General features: G+C 65.6%; 10 protein-coding genes. 6 read left to right on the top strand and 4 right to left on the bottom strand.

The window, feature by feature from the left end; genetic code table 11:
• Positions 1–104 precede the first annotated feature (104 nt).
• The 3 genes from ACQR1F_RS00135 (at position 105) to ACQR1F_RS00125 (ending at position 6747) form a co-directional block, all read left to right on the top strand.
• The gene (locus ACQR1F_RS00135; protein WP_434912330.1) at positions 105–1847 is read left to right on the top strand and encodes an adenylate/guanylate cyclase domain-containing protein; all 1743 of its coding nucleotides are present in this window, start codon (positions 105–107) and stop codon (positions 1845–1847) included.
• A gap of 114 nt (positions 1848–1961) precedes the next feature.
• On the top strand, positions 1962–3755 hold the full coding sequence (locus tag ACQR1F_RS00130; protein WP_315801827.1) for an adenylate/guanylate cyclase domain-containing protein: 1794 nt from the start codon (positions 1962–1964) through the stop codon (positions 3753–3755).
• Positions 3756–3942: 187 nt separating this feature from the next.
• Entirely contained in the window at positions 3943–6747 is a 2805-nt protein-coding gene (locus ACQR1F_RS00125) for a di-heme-cytochrome C peroxidase (RefSeq protein ID WP_434912329.1), read from the top strand.
• Positions 6748–6793: 46 nt separating this feature from the next.
• Here the strand turns inward: ACQR1F_RS00125 and ACQR1F_RS00120 are convergent, their stop codons facing one another.
• Positions 6794–9322, bottom strand: coding sequence for a YbcC family protein (locus tag ACQR1F_RS00120; RefSeq protein ID WP_434912328.1), 2529 nt, complete (start codon positions 9320–9322; stop codon positions 6794–6796).
• A 13-nt stretch (positions 9323–9335) separates the two neighbouring features.
• The gene (locus ACQR1F_RS00115; RefSeq protein WP_316179601.1) at positions 9336–10925 is read right to left on the bottom strand and encodes an NADH-quinone oxidoreductase subunit L; all 1590 of its coding nucleotides are present in this window, start codon (positions 10923–10925) and stop codon (positions 9336–9338) included.
• Positions 10926–11038: 113 nt separating this feature from the next.
• Between ACQR1F_RS00115 and ACQR1F_RS00110 the strand changes: the two genes are divergently transcribed.
• A complete protein-coding gene (locus ACQR1F_RS00110; RefSeq protein ID WP_316179603.1) occupies positions 11039–11938 on the top strand; it encodes a LysR family transcriptional regulator in 900 nt (299 codons plus the stop codon).
• Between the two features lie 105 nt (positions 11939–12043).
• On the opposite strand, the gene ACQR1F_RS00105 is transcribed toward ACQR1F_RS00110, so the two are convergent.
• Both ACQR1F_RS00105 and ACQR1F_RS00100 read right to left on the bottom strand, forming a co-directional pair.
• Positions 12044–12193 carry a hypothetical protein gene (locus tag ACQR1F_RS00105; RefSeq protein WP_316236796.1) on the bottom strand — a complete coding sequence of 50 codons (150 nt, stop codon included), beginning with the start codon at positions 12191–12193 and terminating at the stop codon, positions 12044–12046.
• Positions 12194–12613: 420 nt separating this feature from the next.
• A complete protein-coding gene (locus ACQR1F_RS00100; RefSeq protein WP_316236795.1) occupies positions 12614–13288 on the bottom strand; it encodes a GntR family transcriptional regulator in 675 nt (224 codons plus the stop codon).
• Positions 13289–13434: 146 nt separating this feature from the next.
• On the opposite strand from ACQR1F_RS00100, the gene ACQR1F_RS00095 reads away from it, so the two are divergent.
• On the top strand, positions 13435–14637 hold the full coding sequence (locus ACQR1F_RS00095) for an ABC transporter substrate-binding protein (RefSeq protein ID WP_434912327.1): 1203 nt from the start codon (positions 13435–13437) through the stop codon (positions 14635–14637).
• Positions 14638–14997: 360 nt separating this feature from the next.
• Positions 14998–16560, top strand: coding sequence for a TadE/TadG family type IV pilus assembly protein (locus tag ACQR1F_RS00090; protein ID WP_315801819.1), 1563 nt, complete (start codon positions 14998–15000; stop codon positions 16558–16560).
• Positions 16561–16614 lie beyond the last annotated feature (54 nt).

Below are 16614 nucleotides of genomic sequence, written 5' to 3'. Positions count from 1 at the left end.
GAGGCCGGCGCGGGGCCGCATGGCGAGGTGCCGCGATGGGTTCCGGAAAAGCGTTGGATTCGGCCGCCTCGGCCGTGGTATGCGCGAGGCGGGAGCACGATGTGATGGAAAGACGCCTCGCCGCCATCCTTTGCGCCGACGTCGCCGGCTATTCGCGCATGATGGGTATCGACGAGGACGGCACGCACGCCGCCTTCAAGGCTCATCGCGGCGCCATCCATCCGATCATCCTCAACCACGCCGGCCGCATCGTCAAACACACCGGCGACGGCTTTCTGCTGGAATTCGCCACCGCCGCCAGCGCCATCCAGTTCGGGATCGAGATGCAGTCCCTGATGGCGGAGCGCAACGCCGATCTGCCGTCCGACCGCAACATGCGCTTCCGGCTGGGAATCCATCAGGGTGAGTTCACGGTCGATGACGGCGAGGCCTTCGGCGACGGCATCAATGTCGCCGTCAATCTGGAATCGATCGCCGTCCCGGGCGGTGTTGCCGTCTCGGCCAAGGCTTATGAGGAGGCCGGCCCGCAACTGCCCATCAAGCTGACCAGCGCCGGAAGCTTTCAGTTCAAGAACCTTCAGGAGCCGGTGCAGGCGTGGACATGGGAGCCGGGTAGCGCGGCGATCCGGAGCGGGACGAGCGTCACCGGCCTGCCGCCGCAATATCGCTCCGCGATCGTCGGCGTGCTGCCGTTCGTCAACCTCTCCGACGGCGCCGACGCGTATCTCGCCGACGGGCTCGCAGACGACCTGATCCATGCGCTGTCGCTGCAATCGTTCTTTCGCGTCCTGAGCCGCACCTCGACGTTTCGCTTCAGGGACCGCGGCCTCAATCCCCGCCTGATCGCACGCGAGATCGATGCGACCTACCTGATTCAGGGAACGGTGCGGCGCTCTCGTCACAAGCTCCGCGTGACGGCGGAGCTGATCGCGCCCGAGACCGGCGCTCAATTGTGGACCGGTCGCTACGACGGCGACGTCGGTGATCTCTTCGCGATGCAGGACGAGATCACCACCAGCCTGTGCGCGGCGCTGATGCCGGAGATCTATCGTGTTGAAGCCTCGATTCCGGTCCGTGCGCCGGCGACCGACCCGACCGCCTGGGACCGCTTCCTGCGCGGTCTGTCGCACTACTACCGACCGACCAAGGCCGACTACGAGATCTCCATCTCGCTGTTTCGGCAGGCGATTGCGCTCGATCCCACTCTCGGGCTCGCCCACGCTTATCTTGCGACCATTCTGATGCAGGGTATCAATTTCGGCTGGATCAAGGGCTCGCGCGAGCTCTGGGACGAGGCGAAAAATCTGGCGCTGGACAGCGTGCGGCTCGACGGGCGCTCGTCGTTCGCCTATGCGATCCTTGCCTTCGTGCAGGCCATGCAGGGCGACCATGAGGACGGCATGAAGGCGGCGCGCAAGGCGACCGAGCTCAATGCCTACGACATGGGCGCGCGCGGAGTGCTCGGGCTTTGCCATATGGTCAACGGCGAGCACCAGCAGGCGATCGATCTGTTCTCGATCGCGGCCCAGCGCGGCAACAGCGATCCGCGCTACCAATGGCCGGCGCTGAACGCCTACAGCCACTACCTGCTCGGCCGCTACGAGGCCGCGTTGTCCTGGGCCCGCGAGGAGCTGTTTCTCTACCCGAACCATCTGCAGGCGCTGACGATCCGCGCGGCGACCCTGGCGCAGCTTGGCGCGACCGATCAGGCGGGCGACGCCGTCGACGTGCTGCGCGCGCAATATCCCTGGCTGACGCTCGACCGCCACATCAAGAACATCCGATGGAAACGCCGGGAGGATATCGATCACTACCGCGACGGACTGATCAGGGCCGGGCTGATTTGAGCCAACCGGGCCGCATGGTGCCGGCCCGCCACATGGCCTACACATTGCTTCCGCAAATTGATTGGATTCGGCCGCTGTTGCCGTGGTATCGCCGTGTGTGGGAGCAAAGACGGAATGGAGAGACGGCTGGCCGCGATTGTCTGTGCCGATGTGGTCGGTTACTCGCGGATGATGGGCGCCGACGAGGCGGGAACCCATGCCGCGTTCAAGGCGCATCGCGGCGCCATCCACCCGATCATCCTCAATCACGGCGGCCGCATCGTGAAATACACAGGGGACGGGTTTCTCCTGGAATTTCCGAGCGTCGTCGGCGCCATCGCGGCCTCGGTCGAGGTGCAGAAGCTGATGGCCGAGCGCAATGCTCATTTGCCGGCCGACCGCGTGATGCAGTTTCGCCTCGGCCTCAACATGGGCGACGTCATCTTCGATGAGGACGAGGTATTCGGCGACGGCGTCAATACTGCGGTGCGACTTGAAGCCGCAGCACCGCCTGGCGGAATTGCCGTCTCCCACAAGGCCTACCAGGAAGCCAGCAAGCACCTCACGGTCACCTTCGTCGACCGCGGGCCGTTCCGCTTCAAGAACATCGAAGACACGATCAACGTCTGGACCTGGGATCCGTCCTCGCCGGAGAAGAGACGCGAGCAGCGGTCCGCCACGGCCCTGCCGGCGCAATACCGGACCGCCATCGTCGGCGTGCTGCCATTCGCCAATCTCAGCGGCGAGACCGACGAGTACTTCTCGGACGGCCTGGCGGAGGACCTCATCCATGCGCTGTCGCTGCAGTCGTTCTTCCGGGTGCTCAGCCGCAACTCCACCTTCGCCTTCAAGCATGCCGGCATGAGCGCCCGCCTGATCGCACGCGAGATCGATGCGACCTATCTCATCCAGGGCTCGGTGCGGCGTTCCGGCGACAAGATCAGGGTCACCGCCGAGCTGGTCGCGCCGGAGAACGGCGAGCAGCTGTGGGCCGGCCGCTACGACCGCGACATCGGCGACCTGTTTGCCGTGCAGGACGACATCACCGCCAACCTGTGCACCGCGCTGATCCCCGAGATCTACCGCGCCGAGGCCGCGGTGCCGGTGCGGTCCAAGACGACCGACCTCACGGCGTGGGACCGCTTCCTGCGCGGGCTGTCGCACTACTACCAACCGACCAAGGCCGACTACGAGAGCTCGATCGCGCTGTTCCGCGAGGCGATCAGGATCGACCCAGGTCTCGCGATCGCCCACACCTATCTCGGCACCATCCTGCTGCAGGGCATCCATTTCGGCTGGATCAGGAATTCACGGGAGCTGTGGGACGAGGCAATGGCGCTGGCCGAGGCCGGTGTCCGGCTCGATTCCCGCTCGTCGTTCTCCTATTCGCTGCTGGCCTATGTCCATGCCATGCAGGGCCGGGTCGAGGCCGGGATGGAGGCGGCGCGCAAGGCGCTGCAGCTCAATCCCTATGACATGGGTGCGCGCGGCGTGCTTGGCGTCTGCCATCTCGTCGGCGGCGAGCACCGTCAGGCGATCGAGCTGTTCTCGGTCGCTGCCCAGCGCGGCAACAGCGATCCGCGCTATCAATGGTCGGTGCTGAGCGCGTTCAGCCACTACATGCTCGGCCAGTACGACGCCTCGCTGTCCTGGGCGCGGGAGTCGCACTATCAGAATCCGAACCATCTTCAGTGCCTCGCGATCCGCGCCGCCGCGCTGGCGCAGCTCGGACGCTCGGTCGAAGCCGGCGAGGCCGTCGCGGCGCTTTTGAGCCAGCATCCGTGGATGACGATCGAGCGCCTCCTGAGCAACATCCGCTGGCGCAATCCTGCTGACATCGCGCATTATCGCGACGGCCTCACCAAGGCCGGCATCCCGTTGACCAAGCTCACCCTCGTGGACACCAAGGCCAAATTCGCGGGCGAATAGCGCGATCGCGACTTGAGGTTGACACTTGAGGTTGACACTTGGGCGGGTTACTCCAATCATTCACGATTGCATTGTAGCGTTCAGACGGCGGCCGACCCGCCCGTTCCTCGGCGCAATTCGGCGCCGCCTTCGTTTGTTTGCGTGATTTCGTTTTCATCACTCAGGTGCTTTCCAAGGATGTTCTTCGATGCAAGAAGACAGCGCCCGCGCCCGTGACGCCCTGCCCGGACAGCTTCCGGTCTCGTCCGACAACCCGTGCCCCTTCCTGCGCGCGCTCGTCGCCGGCGGCTTCGTCGACGGCCACAGCGTCCCGCTGAAGACCATCGGCGACCGGGTCGAGGCGGCAAGCGGCGAGACCGGCTTCAAGAAGCGGCTCGTCGGCATCGAGACCTTCGGCGTGGCGCTGATCGCGAACGGCCTGTCGCCGCTGCGGCTCCTGAAGAGCCTGTGGTCCGGCGCCGATCTCGACCAGTTGCGCAACGGTCCGCTCGACAAGCATGGCGGCGGCTCGCGCATCCTCGACGCCGAGGCCAAGGTCCATCCCGAGGAGATCGACCGCTTCGCAAGCTTTGGCAGCGACTATCCCGATCCCAACGGGGGCACCGAGCGCGGCCTCAACGCGGCCCAGATCCAGACCTTCATGAAGGCCAATCTGACGCGCGACGGCGACCAGGCACGCTGGTACTTCCCGATCCTGATGCAGGGCGAATGGCCGGTGCTGCTGAACATCCTCGGCAAGGGCGACGGCGATGGCCGCTATCTCTCGGTCGCCGAGGTCCGCACGCTGTTCGTCGAGCGTCGCCTGCCGCAGCGTATCGCCGCGCGGCTGATGACCAAACCCAAGCCCGCGAACATCGTCTGGCGCATCGGCAAGGCGCTCGTCGGCGGCGCGGTCGCCGCGGCGCTGGCGCTGCTGCTGCTCTGGGTGGCCGCGCCGGACGCGGTGAGCGACAAGCTACGCTCCATCCTGCCGTCCGATGCCGCGGCCCTGGTGCCGCCCGCGCTGCCCGAGACCGAGCCGACCAAGGCGGCCTACTGGCTCGACCAGGGCTGGAGCACGCAGGACCGGCACTGGTTTCACCACGTGACGCAGGGCACCGCGACCTTCCCGATTCCCTACGCCTGGTTCATGGCGATGGAGCAGCCTTATCTGACGCCGTTCGGCACGCCCGGCCTGATCTCCGACAGCGCCTATCTCGAACGCTTCGGCTTCATCCCGAGCCCGAAGAGCGTCGACGGCGACCCAAGCGTCCTCCGGCCGTTCGGCTACGCCGCCACGGCTGCCAAGACCGAACCCGCCGCGCCGCTGCCCGCCGGCCTCAAGCCGACCCCGGCCGGCAATGAAGGCGGCCTGCCGGTCGGCTTCGCGCGGCTCACTGGCGCTGCCGATCCCACCACCGGTGCGCCGCAATCCGACAAGATCGGCCTCACCTGCGCGGCCTGCCACGCCGGCAGCATTCACTACAAAGGCGTGAGCGTGCGCTTCGACGGCGGCCCCGGCATGGTCGACCTGCGCAAGCTGGAAGAAGCCATGGGTTTTGCGATGATCTTCACGCAATACGTGCCCGGACGCTTCTCGCGCTTTGCCGATCGCGTGCTTGGGCCCAATGCAACCGATGCCGATCGCGACGCCCTGAAGAAGGGGCTGAAGGACGCGACCTCCTTCGCGCTCAACATGCAGGCCAAGAACTACAAGGACACGATCAAGGCCAAGAAGCAGATCGAGACCGAGGAAGGCTTCGGCAGGCTCGATGCACTCAACCGCATCGGCAACCAGGTGTTCTATCTCGACATGGCCGTGAGCGGCCTGCCGAACATGCTCGGCAACCAGGAGGCCATCGACGCGCCGGTGTCGTATCCGCCCATCTGGACGGTGCCGTGGTTCTCCTGGGCGCAGTATGACGGCTCGATCGCGCAGCCCTTGATCCGCAATGCCGGCGAGGCGCTCGGCGTGTTTGCACAGATCAACCTCTCGCCGGAGACCGCACGGGACAAGCTGTGGCGCTCGTCGATGGCGATCGAAAATCTGCTCTACATCGAGAACATGCTGCGCGGTCCCGATCCGTTCGCGACGACGACGCCCGCGTTCGGCGGGCTGACCTCGCCGAAATGGCCGGAGAAACTGTTCGCCGGCGACGACGCCTGGAAGATCGATCCGGCCCGCGTCGAACGCGGCCGGAAGCTCTATGCAACGATCTGCGTCGAGTGCCATCTCGGGCCGGTCGCCGACACCGTGTTCGACAAGACCTATCCGGACAAGAGCTTCTGGAAGATCAAGCCGGCCGATGACTGGGAGAGCAAGGGCTGGAATGCGAAGGGCCCGACCCTCGACCTCGTGCAGAAGCCGGTCGAGGCGATGCAGACCGACCCTGGACAGGCGAGCATTCTCGCCAACCGCAAGGTCAAGGTGGCAGGCTTCCTCGAGGTCGATCCGGCCAAGGACCTGAAGGGTTGCAACCTGCCGCAGGACTCGACCACGGACATGCCCTATGCGCTGGCGCTGATGGCCGTCGTGCAGAAGGCCAGTGACAAATGGATGGAGGACCGCAAGCTCTCCGAGGCAGAGCGGACCGCATTGTGGGGCGATCGCAGGAACTGCCCCAACCCGGCCGGCAAGAGCTATCGCGCCCGCCCGCTCAACGGCGTCTGGGCGACCGCGCCCTATCTGCACAACGGCTCAGTGCCATCGCTGTACTGGCTGCTGACGCCGGCTGCCGAGCGGCCGACGTCGTTCTGCCAGGGCGCGCGCGACTATGACCCGAAGGCGGTCGGCTTCGCCGTGCCGAAGGGCGGCGAGAGCGCGTGCAAGGTCGGACAGACGCTGTTCATGGCCAGCGATTCGAGCGGCAAGCCCATCAAGGGCAACAGCACGCTCGGTCATTCCTTCGAAGGCCCGACGAAGCCCAACAAGGATTATCCTAACGGCATCATCGGCGGAGCCTTCTCGGAGGACGAGCGCTGGGACCTCATCGAATATCTGAAGACGTTGTGAGGATGTGAAGCGGCGCGCCTTGCCGACGGCGAGGCGCGCCAGCGCGTCATGCCGCCCTCCAGAGACCGGGGCGCAGGCACCGCCGGATGGTCGTGCCCTGCTCGCTCAGCGAATGCAGCATCACCCAGCCATTGGCGACGAGATCGCGGACGCCCTGGTGGCGTTGCATGATCTCGTCCATCGCACTCTCCGGCGCGGCGATGAACACGTTCAGGCGAACCGGCTCGTGGATGAAGCGGGTGCCGTCATGCACCGACTGCCAGGGCAGTCCGACCCGGAGATCGCCGGCATTGCCCTCGAGCACGCCGAGTTGCCCGACGATGTTGTGCAGCACCTTGTTGCCGCTGCCGAAGGCGGCATTGTTCACGGTCGAGCCGTAGTACTGCAGATTGATCCAGCTCGCGACCACCATCGGCGCCGTCATGATCAGTTCGAGCGTCCGATGTCCCTCGTCGCGCCCCGCCTCGTAGGAGTGCAGGAAGACGCGGCCGCCGAGGTCAAGCCCGCGGGTGAAGCTGCGCGGCGCGGCGATGAAGGCGGCGTTGCCGGCGAGCCCCCATTCCGGCCGCACCTGCGACCAGTCGCGGGTGCGCGCGACGACGGCCTCGTCGACATCCGAGGCGTCGCGGATGCCGAGCAGCGCGCTGCGCTCGAGCCGCGCCAGCCGTCCGGCCTCGGTCAGCCGCGCCCTCAGCCGCGCGAGGTCCTGCGCGAGCGCCGCCGGAACGTCGTCCTCATCGAACAGCGTGACCGCATCGGTGGTGGTGTCGTGCAGCGCGCCGATGAACCAGCAGTCGGCGGGAATGTCGATGTCCTTGGCACGGAGGCCCTCGCGGACGCGCCGGTCGTTGAGCACGGCTGCCGCGACACGCGCGTTGGCTTCGCCCGTGTGACCGCCGCAGGCGCCGCAATCGAGCCCGGAGGCGTGCGGATTGTTGACCGTCGTGCTGCCGTGGCCGGCCAGTAGCACGAGCCGCGCGAACGGCCCGGTCAGCGACATCGCCTTCAGCACCGCCTCCGCCATCGCGACGCGCTGCACGTCGTCGAAGCCGGTCACGCGCCCGCCGAGTTCGCCGGGCGTCAGTTGCGGCATCACCCGCGAGGCGACCTCCGGATCGAGACCATCTACGACCGGCGACGGCACCGGCCGTGTGACGCCGGCGCTATCGGTCGCGATCTTGGCGGCGAAGCCGAGGCCCGCAGCCTCCACGAAGGAGAACGACGACACGGCCGAGACCTTGAACGACTTCCATGCCTTGGCGGCGCGCCGCCGCAGCAGACGCAGGCCAAGCACCTCAGCCTCCTCGACATCGTCGGCGCCCTTGACGGCCTCGCAGACGATGAAGGCGGGCTTCAGCAGCACCGGGCACTGCGCGCCGCCTCTGGTGTGGCCAATCGGCACGTATTCGATCGGGAAGCCGAAGAAACCGGCGAAGCCGATGGTCTCGGCTTCCGGATAGGCGGTCTCCAGCGCGCGGCGGAAGATCTCCGAGCGCACGTCGATGCAGAACGCGGCCTGGACCAGCGGCCGGGCCGGCAGCTGCGTGATCGATCGCTGCGCACCATAGGTGGCGAGCTTCGCGACGAGCCTCTCGCGGAACCCGATCTCGTAGGCTTCATGCAGAATGAGATCGATCGCAAGCTCGGGCGTCTCCTCGAGCCGGTGGTCGGCCGGCAGCTTGGCCGCCTCGGCCATCGCCTGCGCCCAGGCCTTCTTGAACGCCTCGTCGGTCCGTGCCTGGAACAGCGCAAAGCCCCAGGCGAGCCGAATGGCCAGCAGTTCCAGCAGAGTATCGTCTCGCCCGCCGTCGAGCTGCGCGTTCCAGCCGATATAGCGCGCATAGGCCGACCAGCCGCCGAGATCGAACAGCGCCCGCACCAGATAGTCCTCGACGGCCCGAGCTGGGATTCCCAGCCGATCCACGATCAGGCCGATCGCCTGCACCGGATCGGCGGGCAGCTCCGCGACGGCTTTCCGGAATCCGGCAAGGCCCATCGCCTCGGGATTGCGATCGTAGGCCGCGAATTTGCGCCAGGCCGCGTAGGGCTTCAGCTTCCGCACCGGGCTCGGCCAGCTCGCCTGCCCCTCGTCGAAATAGGTGGCGCAGAAGGCCGAGATCTCGTCGATCATGAAGGCGACAAGCGAGACGTAGCGGTCGCCCTCGGCGAGCCGGTCGAGCACCTCGGCGACGGTCGCGACCACGGCGGGCGGCGACGACTGCGCGGCCTCGGCAAGAGCCTTGCGCTTGAGCTGTTCGACGTCGAGGCCCATGGATGGATGCGACATGAGAGCCTGCGTCAGCGCGGCATCGTCGATCCGGCCGTCATCGAGCGCCTGCCGGTAATACGCCCGCGGCATCAGCATGCGCGTGCGCACCACGCGCTCGAAGGTGGCGGCGGTCGCCGCGAAGCTCTGGCCGGTGAAGCCGAGGAACGGATTGACCGCGACGAAGTGCTTCAGCGGCCACAGCGGCGCGACCCGCTGACAGGCGCTGTCGATGCGGGCCATGAGCCCGGCATCGGCGGGGGTGTCGAGCGGATCGGCCATGGACATGGCGAGGGCGGCCTGGGTCATCGGAGATCTCGGATCACTGGTTGGACGGGAGACGTGCGGTCGAATGCCTCGGCCCTAAGGTCAGCACGAGACGGTTGGCGAGCGTGTTGAGATAGAGGCCGTTGCGCAGGTGGACGTAGGCCGCGATCCAGAACGGCGCGTCGGCGCGGCGCATCATCTGGTTCTGGAACACGGTGACGGCCGCGAACGACACGACGACGGCGGCCGCGATCAGCATCGGCACGATGCCGTCGACCGGCCGTGCAGCCGGGATGCTGCCCCCGACCAGCCAGGCCATCGCGGCCTGCAGCGCGAAGTAGACGATCGCGACACCGGCCGCGGTGACCGCGGCGCGAGCGACGACGAAGGCGTTCGGCCGCTCGTCGATGGCGTTGGCCATCAGGTGAACGAGCCCCATCAGCAGCACCGAGCCGAGTGCGATCTGCGCCGGGTTGGTGCGCAAGGTCATGCCGAAGGCGAACCCGGTGAGCAGCGCGAGCCCGATCACGGCGACCAGCGCCAGGATCAGCCGTGCCGCGTGCGGCTGGCCGCCGGGGCTCGGTGTCCAGGACGCCCGGGCAAGATCGATGATGCTGCCCGAGGACAGGAAGGCATGCGCCTTGTAGAGCGAGTGCGCCACGATGTGCAGCAGCGCCGCGGAGAAGGCGCCGAGCCCGCATTGCAGCAGCATGAAGCCCATCTGCGCCACCGTCGAATAGGCCAGTTGCACCTTCACCGAGGTCTGCGTCAGCATCACCAGCGAGCCGAACAGCGCGGTGGCGCCGCCGACGATCGCGAGGACGTCGAGCGCGGGCGTGGCCAGCAGCAGCACGTCGCTGAGCCTGAGCACCAGGAAGCCGCCGGCATTGATGATGCCGGCATGCAGCAGCGCCGACACCGGCGTCGGCGTCTCCATCACCTCGATCAGCCAGCCATGCAGCGGCAGCTGGGCGGATTTCAGCATGGCGGTCGCGACGATCAGGAGCGCTGCAATCGTGACGATCGGAGAGCCAACCCCCTCGCCCACCCGGGCGTGGGCGACGAGGCCGGCAATCTCCAGCGTGCCGAACCGGATGTAGAGCAGCAGCGCAGCGAGTGCGAGGCAGGCGTCGCCGAGCCGGCTCGCGACGAACTTCTTGCGCGAGGCGCGGATCGCAGCCGGCCGGGTCTCGTAGAACAACAGCAGCTTGCCGAGCGAAAGGCTCGTCGCGACCCAGGCGGCGAGCAGAAGCACCAGATTGCCCGCGATCAGCAGTGTCAGCACCGCGGCGAGGGTCAGCAGCAGCCAGCGCGTGAACCGGACCTGACCTGGATCGCCGTCGAGATAGTTGCGGCTGTAGCGCACCACGACCATGCCGATGAAGCTGACGAGAACCGAGAGGATGGCGCCGAGCGCGTCGAGCTGAAGCGACAGCCCGAGGCCGTATCCGCCAAGCAGCGGCGTCCGCCCTGCCCCGACGACGGCCGCAGCGAGGCTCGCGACCGTCGCGATGCCGAAGGCGATCGCCGCGGCGAGGATCGCGCGGCGAGCAACGTCACGGGCGCTGGCGTGGATGCCCACAAGTGCGGCGACACACAGCGTGAGCGGCGCAAGCGCCGCGAGGCAGGGAATGAGCGGGTTCATGACGGCTCGACAGGTTGATCAAATGAGACGGCTGCCCCCTGCTTTACCGGCCCACGATGCTTCTTAAAATTTCAATGATTGAACCTGATCGTTATAAAATATAGAACGATGCCATGCCGCACCTGAACTACCATCACCTGCGCTATTTCTGGGTCATCGCCAGCGAAGGCAGCATGAGCCGCGCCGCGCAGCGGCTCAACGTCTCGCCCTCCTCTCTCTCGGTACAGATCAAGGCGCTGGAGGCGCAGCTCGGGCAGAAGCTGTTCGAGCGCACCGGCCGCACTCTGCAGCTCACCGAGGCCGGGCGCATCGCGCTCGACTATGCCGGCAGCGTGTTCAAGTCCGGCCATGAGCTGATCGAGACGCTGTCGGGCCTACGGCCGGGACGACAGTTGCTGCGGGTCGGCGCCGCGGCGAACCTGTCGCGCAACTTCCAGATCGCCTTCCTGAAGCCGCTGATCGCGCGGGTCGACGTTGAGCTGATCATCCGCACCGGCCAGTTCGCCGAGCTCCTGGAGCAGCTCGATTCCCACAAGCTCGACCTCGTGCTCGCCAACCATCCGGCAGCGCCGGACATGCGCAGCAGTTTCGAGAACACACTGATCGACGAACAGCGCGTCAGCCTCGTCGGCCGCAAGCCGACCGGGCCCGCGCGATTCCGCTTTCCGCAGGATCTCGCGACGACGCCCGTGATCCTGCCCGGCCGAGGCAGCGCGCTGCGCTCGGCCTTCGATGCGCTAGTCGGATCGGGCGGGATCCGCCCGATCATCGCCGCCGAGGTCGACGACATGGCGATGCTGCGCCTGATGGCCCGCGAGAGCGGCACCGTCACATTGGTGCCGTCGATCGTCGTGATCGACGAGCTGCGCTCCGGCACGCTCGTCGAGCGCGCGCGGCTGAGTGCGCTGAAGGAGCAGTTCTTTGCCGTGAGCCAGCAGCGCCGCTACGCCAATCCGCTCGTCGCCGAGCTGATCGGATCGCGCGCCAGGAAGACCGGTTCACGGCCCGAATGACTGTCGGTGACAGCTTGTCTCGAGAGAGGTTACAGGCAGCCCGCCTCGGGACGGGTGAGTCCTGCGGACCAACTACCAACTGGGGCCGGGTCGGCAGCGGTTCGATCAGAACATCGCAGGCGGGCTGACATTCACCCCGTGCTGGACCAGCACGAGTGAAGCGACCACGCCGGTCAACGAGAACATGGTCACCAGACCGAAGCCGGAATTGAGCGCATGGGGACCAACCAGCTTCCGCGCAATCTTCATCATCATCAATGTCTCCTCCAGGAATGTCGTTAGTGGACGCCACTAGCGGGACGGCGCGTTACCGGGACGTTTCCAAACTTGGAGAGATCGCCGCGTGGTGAATGCATGCTTGAATACACAGCAAGCCCGGCATGAAGCCCGATTAACACTGACGGCGGAATTGCCGTTGCGTCGGGATGAGGGAAGCGCCCGCGCTCGAGATGGTTGAATTTTTGTAAGAACTCGCGCTTAACGACCGCGCTTGAGGCATGGTGGTTCACGTCGCACCGAGCGGTCGCATCTAGGCGACGCTTTCCAGCGGAAGTACATCGTCACCCAGAATGAATTGGCCACAGCCGCCAGGCTACCCTCATTCATTCGGCTGGTGACATCCCGTTCGGGACGGATCGCGTCGAAGACGCTCGCGGTCTGCGTCCTGATAGGGTCCTAATTCGCCTCATTCATCGCCGTCGCTGCGAGCAGCGCCGCCTCGATCGTGTCCCGGGTCTTGTCGAGATGCGCCGTCATGAGCATCACCGCGCGCTCGGTGTCGCGCGCCAGCGCCGCCTCCATCAGTTCGCGATGCTCACGCGCGGCATCGCGGTTGCCCCGATCGGTCTTGCGGGCAAGATCGAGATAGCGCTCATTGTGCGCAAACAGGAGATCACGCACCCGCATCATCCAGGCGCTGCCACAGGCCTGGGCCAACGCGGCATGAAAATCGGCGTGCGCCAGCATCCAGGCCGGCGAGAAGCTGCCGTCATGGGCCGCGATCGGCGTCCCGGTCAGACGGTGATGCGCGGCAACGACCGTGGTCTCCCAGGCGAGATCACCGTTGGCAATGGCGCGGCGCAGGCACTTGGTCTCGATCTCGACGCGCATGTCGGTCAGATCGCGCAGATCGGCCACCGAGACCGGCGCCACGCGAAAGCCGCGCTGCGGCGTCGCCGTCACCAGCCCCTCCGCCGTGAGTCGCGCCAACGCCTCACGGATCGCCCCAGTGCTGACCGAGAAGGCTGATCCGAGCTCGCTGATCTTCAGCTTCTCCTCCGGACGATAGAGGCCGGCGAGCAGGCTGGCACGCAACTGCTCGTAGACGGTCTGGGTGGCGCTGCCGGACATCGACTCACTTTCGCGAAACAATTCACACTAGCAGAGTCGGAAAGTACATTTTTATAAAAAAGTATATTTTAATTGCACGGCCCTCAACCTCCCCCTATGCTCAGCGCCAAAACGCCGCCGACAGCGCGGCCATCAGGGAGGTCTCCATGCGAAGCGCCATCGCAGCGGCAGGATTGTTCGTCGTCGCGTCCGTCCTCGCCGTACCCGTACGGGCGGAGGATCAGCCGGGCGTCACCGCCACCGAGATCCGCATTGGACAGACCATGCCCTATAGCGGGCCGGTGTCCGCCTTCGGCATCCTCGGCAAAGGCGAGGTGGCCTATTTCAAGATGGTCAACGACCGCGGCGGCATCAACGGTCGCAAGGTCAACCTGATCTCGCTGGACGACGGCTACGTGCCGCCCAAGACCGTGGAGCAGACGCGACGGCTGATCGAGAGCGACGAGGTGTCGTTCATCTTCTCGACCATGGGAACCGCACACAACACTGCGATCGCCAAGTATCTCCAGGGCAAGAAGGTGCCGCAGCTGTTCGTGGCCTCGGGCGCCTCGAAGTTCGGTGATCCCCAGCAATTTCCGCTGGCCTTGATGGGGGTGATGGCGCCGTTCCGCAACGAGGCTCGGATGTATGCGCGCTACGCGCTGCAGAAGAAGCCGGATGCGACCTTTGCCATTCTCGCGCAGAATGACGATTTCGGCCGCGACTATCTCGCCGGGCTGAAGGACGTGCTGGGCGAGCGCTTCGACAGCGCGGTGACCGTCGCAAGCTACGAGTCGACCGATCCGACCATCGACTCGCAGATCGTGAAGCTGAAATCGACCGGCGCCGATGCGCTGATCGTTGCCGCGACGCCGAAATTCGCCGCGCAGGCGATCCGCAAGACCCATGAGATCAACTGGCGCCCGCTGACGTTCCTGAGCAACGTCTCGGTGTGGATGTCGTCGGTGATGGAGCCGGCCGGCCTCGAGGCCGGCACCGGCATCATCTCGACGGCTTACGTGAAGGACCCGCTCGATCCGGCCTGGGCGGACGATGCCGGCGTCAAGGGCTGGCGCGACTACATGGCCAAATACGTGCCCGACGGCGACATCCGTGATTCCAACTACGTCAACGGCTACAACAACGGCATGGTGCTGGAGCACGTGCTGAAGGCCGCCGGCAACGATCTGTCGCGCGAGAACATTTTGCGGCAAGCGCTGTCGATCAAGGATCTGGAGCTGCCGATGCTGCTGCCGGGCATCAAGGTCAGCACCAGCGAGAGCGACCACCTCCCGGTCGAGCAGGTGCAGTTCATGCGCTTCACCGGCAAGCAGTGGGAGCGGTTCGGCGAGGTGCTGTCGACCAAGTAGCGGCGGCTGCTCCGTGGATCGTCGGCGCGGCTCCGCGCTGACGACAGGTGCATGCATGGGCTGGCACGGTATTGGAGGACGGCGCCTCTCTCTCGCCACGTAAACAAAATCGCAACAGTCGCCTGCGATGTTTCGTCGCAGGTCAACCAAATTCGCAATCGGCGTCCGCATACATCCACATGTGGTCCCGCGCGCGACGGCGTACCCCTCTGCTCACGACCGGGGAGCGGGCGGAGCTCGTGCCCGGTTCTCACTGCAGGTCTCCTTGAAGCAGTCGCGGAGATGATCGCCGCAGGGAAGCGCCAACAAGGAAAAGAATACAGGTCCTCACCGCCCCAACGGGATCTTTTGAGGAAGAGCATGACGGATATCAGCCGACCAGCGAGCCGGGCGATCGCCGCCATCGCGCGCTTCTCCCGCGACAGCAAGGCCAATATCGCGGTCACATTCGCGCTGGCGCTGTTGCCGATTCTCACGGCGATCGGATGCGCGACCGACTACTCCATGGCCATGCGCATGAAGATCAGGCTCCAGTCTGCGGCCGATGCCGCGAGCATCGCCTCGATCTCGGTCAACTCGGCAGGCTATGCAGCGGCGATGGCGATGACGTCGGACGGAACCGTTACCGCCGGGGTCTCCGAGGCGGACAACATCTTCAAGGGCAACGCCTCTACCTTTCAAGGCTACACATTGACGTCTGAGACCAGCACCGTCACCAAGAGTGGGTCCACACTGACGTCGCAGGTGCAATTCACCGCCAACGTGCCGGCCACGTTCCTGACGGTGATCGGCTATCAGAATCTGACGGTCAGCGGCCAATCGTCCTCCTCCGTCACCCTGCCGCTCTATCTCGACTTCTACTTGACGCTGGACGTCTCCGGCTCGATGGGCCTGCCGTCGACATCGGCCGAAGCGCAGCGCATGCAGGCGATCAGCCCGGACAACTACCGGCAATACCCCACGGGGTGCACGCTGGCGTGCCACTTCTCGCCGCAGAACAGCGCGTGCACCGATACGGGGACCCAGGGATATCCTACCAACAACTATTGCCTGGGCTATGCGATCTCGCGCGTCAGCCAGAGCGGCTACAAGAGCCTGCTGACCACCAACAAGAACAACCCCAAGGGCGTTCAACTGCCGTCGTCGATCGTGTCCGGCCTGCCGAACTCGCTGTACAAGAACCTGGCGACCGTTGCGAACTGTCCGACCGACGGGACGGATTCTTGCATCCAGCTGCGGCTGGATGCGGTGGGCTATGCCGTGAACCAGCTGTTCGTCACTGCGAACAACACCAAGAAGGTCAGCAACCAGTTCCGGATCGGTCTCTATCCCTTCATTCGCTATCTCTATTCCTACTTCCCGCTCACCAGCAGCATCAACGGCTCGACGTCGGATTCGACCACCATCAACTATGCAGCCGCCAACCTCGCGACCCTGCTCGACACCAACACCAACGCATCTCTGGGCTCGGGCGGCACGCACATCGACACGGCCCTCTCCAGCGTCAACAACCTGATCGTCAGTGTCGGCAACGGCAGCGCTTCGACCAACACCCTGCCCTACGTATTCCTGGTCACCGACGGCGCACAGGACCCGCAGGTCAAGGGCGTCCCCAATGGCTCATGGTCAGGCAGCAACCATGCCACCGTGATCGATCCGAACACCTCCTGCACACCGCTGAAGAACCGCGGCATCATCATTTCCGTGCTCTACATACCCTACCAGGTGATCAATCCGGTGAACGCATCCTTCGCCGGTGACGAAGACGACTATGCCAACAGCAACATTCCTTCGATTCCGCCGAGCCTGAAGGCCTGCGCCTCGCCAGGATTCTTCTATACTGCGAACACGCCCGCCGACATCACGTCGGCGCTGAACGCGATGTTCAATCATGCGGTGTCCGAGGCGCATCTGACGAGATAGAGCATCGCCAGGCCCAGGCTCGGCCGGTTGGACTTTCGGCGGCGAAGGCGTAGA

The sequence above is a fragment of the Bradyrhizobium sp. HKCCYLS3013 genome (genome assembly GCF_051167615.1).
In the GTDB taxonomy this organism is placed as follows: Bacteria; Pseudomonadota; Alphaproteobacteria; order Rhizobiales; family Xanthobacteraceae; genus Bradyrhizobium.
Note: the sequence above shows the minus strand (reverse complement) of the source record. Positions and strands in the feature narration are given on the sequence as shown.

Excerpts from the sequence above, each read along its gene's own strand:
- ACQR1F_RS00100 (WP_316236795.1), bottom strand. The coding sequence starts at position 13,288 with ATGTCCGGCAGCGCCACCCAGACCGTCTACGAGCAGTTGCGTGCCAGC.
- ACQR1F_RS00105 (WP_316236796.1), bottom strand. The coding sequence starts at position 12,193 with ATGATGATGAAGATTGCGCGGAAGCTGGTTGGTCCCCATGCGCTCAAT.
- ACQR1F_RS00135 (WP_434912330.1), top strand. The coding sequence starts at position 105 with ATGGAAAGACGCCTCGCCGCCATCCTTTGCGCCGACGTCGCCGGCTAT.
- ACQR1F_RS00130 (WP_315801827.1), top strand. The coding sequence starts at position 1,962 with ATGGAGAGACGGCTGGCCGCGATTGTCTGTGCCGATGTGGTCGGTTAC.
- ACQR1F_RS00125 (WP_434912329.1), top strand. The coding sequence starts at position 3,943 with ATGCAAGAAGACAGCGCCCGCGCCCGTGACGCCCTGCCCGGACAGCTT.
- ACQR1F_RS00095 (WP_434912327.1), top strand. The coding sequence starts at position 13,435 with ATGCGAAGCGCCATCGCAGCGGCAGGATTGTTCGTCGTCGCGTCCGTC.
- ACQR1F_RS00110 (WP_316179603.1), top strand. The coding sequence starts at position 11,039 with ATGCCGCACCTGAACTACCATCACCTGCGCTATTTCTGGGTCATCGCC.
- ACQR1F_RS00090 (WP_315801819.1), top strand. The coding sequence starts at position 14,998 with ATGACGGATATCAGCCGACCAGCGAGCCGGGCGATCGCCGCCATCGCG.
- ACQR1F_RS00115 (WP_316179601.1), bottom strand. The coding sequence starts at position 10,925 with ATGAACCCGCTCATTCCCTGCCTCGCGGCGCTTGCGCCGCTCACGCTG.
- ACQR1F_RS00120 (WP_434912328.1), bottom strand. The coding sequence starts at position 9,322 with ATGACCCAGGCCGCCCTCGCCATGTCCATGGCCGATCCGCTCGACACC.